This is a genomic window from Brevundimonas sp. SL161, assembly GCF_049896985.1.
Classification (GTDB): Bacteria; Pseudomonadota; Alphaproteobacteria; order Caulobacterales; family Caulobacteraceae; genus Brevundimonas.
This window is the reverse complement of sequence record NZ_JAFCVJ010000066.1, coordinates 1-2465: the sequence shown is the minus strand read 5'-3', so window position 1 is coordinate 2465 and position 2465 is coordinate 1. Positions and strand designations below refer to the sequence as shown.

Here is a 2465-nt window from a genome sequence, read left to right as displayed (position 1 = left end):
CCCCAGCTAAACGCCATCGCCCGGCAGCTCAATGAACGGCCCAGAAAGACCTTGCTCTATCGGACGCCAGCGGAGACCTTCGCCGCGTGTGTTGCAGCGATCAGTTGAGCCCGCCACCCAAAGCAGACGTTGGCCCCATCGCCTCGTCTGAGCTCCATTCCGTGAAATGGCGCCGGGAGTTCCCTGACCGCCACCAGCGACGCGCGGCCCCTGCGGATCAGTAGATCCAGAACACCTCGTCGTCCTCGGTCCAGCCGACAACGATGTGGCCTCTTTCCCCGTTGTCGCCGACCCACCGATACCGGACCATCTCGCCTCCAGTGGCTGACCAGCGCTCGACCGGTGCGAAGACGTGTCCGCGCCGTACGCCCCATGACGGGGCTGTCTCGCCGCCCGAGGCGATGATCTCGGATGCCAGTAGGCTGTCAGGCAGATCGGCGTCAGCGCGGCGAAAGGCGCGGCGCAAGAGGGCGGTCCGGGCGTCCTCGGCCATCACGGGCTGGGTCAAATAGGTCGAGCCGGGGGCGAGCCCCTCGGCTATGGCGAGGGCCAGGTCCTCCAGCGGCGGTTCACCGTCCTCGTCGGTGTTGCAGACAGCCAGAACCTGGATGCCTGATCCGCCGAACGCCATCGTCTGGGAGACGAACCCGGGCACCGACCCGGTGTGGTGGTGGAGCGCCTGACCGCGACACCGCTCCAGAAAGACACCGGCTCCGTAAGGCGCGGCGCGGCCGGTGCGGAGGCTCCCGGGCTGCCAGGCCAGGGCTGTGGTCTCAGGTGACATCAGGGTCGAGGCAGCGAGGGCTCGACACCAGGGGGCCCAGTCCAGAGCGCAGAACAGGACGCCGCCGTCGGCCGCGCGGCTCATCTCGTCCTCCATCTGGTCAGCCTTGGACAGTTCGTCACCGTTCAGGGTGAAGCCCTGCGCGCGGGCGGCGATGTCGGTCCCGGACGCGTCCGGGCGCGCGAAGGGAAGGCCGGCGGGGGCGAATACGCGCTCGCGCACATAGTCGGCATAGGTCATTCCGCTGACCGCCTCGATCAGCCAGCCGAGAACGAAATAGTTGGTGTTGGAATAGGCCCAGGCCTCGCCGGGCTCGAAGTCGCGGCCCTCTGACACCGCATCGAAGATCATCCGACGGCTGACCGGTTCGGACCAGTCCTCCACTTGATCCAGATAGTCGGGCAGGCCCGTGGTCTGGTGCAGCAGGTTCGCGATCGGCGTCTGGGCCAGCACGGAGGGCAGACCCGTCACATGGGCGCCAAGCCGATCGCTCAGAGCGATCCTGCCCGCCTGCACAAGTTGGAGCACCGCTACGCCCGTGATGAACTTGCCGTTCGAGCCGATGTGGAACAGGGTTTCTGGCGTAACCGGTCGGCGCGGGGAGCGTCGGGCGTCGCCCCAGGCAAAGACCCCGGCGGGCTCACCGTGGCGGGCAGCCACGACCACCCCGCCGACGCTTCCGGAGCCGTTCACAAGCGCGCCGAGCGTCGCGGCCAGTCTTTCGGGCAAGGGCGGCGGGGATCCGTCGCCCGCCGGCCCCAACTGCGGTTCCGACGCCGCCTCCTCGCCACAGCCTGCGAGGCCTATCCCCACAAGCGCCGCTCCCATCAGTCCACGTCGGTTCAGCATGTGTTTCCCCTGCCTGTGCGGGGGAAGGAACGCCGCGTTGCAGCTACGGTCAATGCGACGAATTCTGACGGCGTCGTGGTTTGGCCCGGGCAGAAGGTTGGTCTTTGAAGCGATGTTGAAGAGCGGATATTCCGCGCCGACGCTGCGAGTCAGACCCGGTCATTCCCGCCCTGCCCGCTTTTCGCCTAAGCGCCATTCCGTGAAACGGCTCCAGCGGTTCGACGACAGAGAACACCACGTGACGGTAGCTGGCGGCACGCTCGACTGATAGGAGCAAGATCAGACAGTATCCAAGTTCCGGGTGGCCTGCCGCCCTCGGCCCCGCGGCCGGACCGCACGCGACGACCAGAGTGCAAGTAACGGATCGTGGCAAAACCGCTTGATTTCTACTCCACCAAGTTCGAGAATCGGCGGCCTCCACAGCCGCTCGAAAATTCCCTGGTGATCGAGAGCCTGTATCAATTTTTCGCAGTCGTCAGCCTCACAGTCGGTGCTTGGTACATCAGCTGGCGATGGCTGGATTCCCTGAACTATGACGCCCTGTAATTCTCGTTACCGATGGTGATTGGGGAAACCTGCGCCTATTTCGGCCTGCCCGCGACGACGCCCAGAGGCTGGCGCATCGAATAGACGTCGATGCCGGGGCCGGCCCCGTGGGTGTATTCGCCCTTCAGGACATGAGGGATGCCGCAGGCGAACTCGATCACTTCGATACCGCGCTGGATGTCGCCCTTGGAGTCGGCGACGACCTTGCCGTGCTCGGCCGACAACAGTTCGGCCAGATCGTTCATATTGGCCTCAACCAGCCGTTTGAACTCGAACATCACCCGTG

General features: G+C 65.6%; 1 protein-coding gene and 1 pseudogene. Both read right to left on the bottom strand.

Features of this window, described 5'->3' with window-relative positions:
- Nucleotides 1-217 precede the first annotated feature (217 nt).
- Nucleotides 218-1633, bottom strand: a complete 1416-nt coding sequence (locus ACP7AU_RS17575; RefSeq protein ID WP_426052259.1) for a serine hydrolase domain-containing protein — start codon at nt 1631-1633, stop codon at nt 218-220.
- 593 nt (nt 1634-2226) lie between these two features.
- Nucleotides 2227-2465 (bottom strand): annotated as a pseudogene (locus ACP7AU_RS17570) (aldehyde dehydrogenase family protein); the annotation flags it as partial.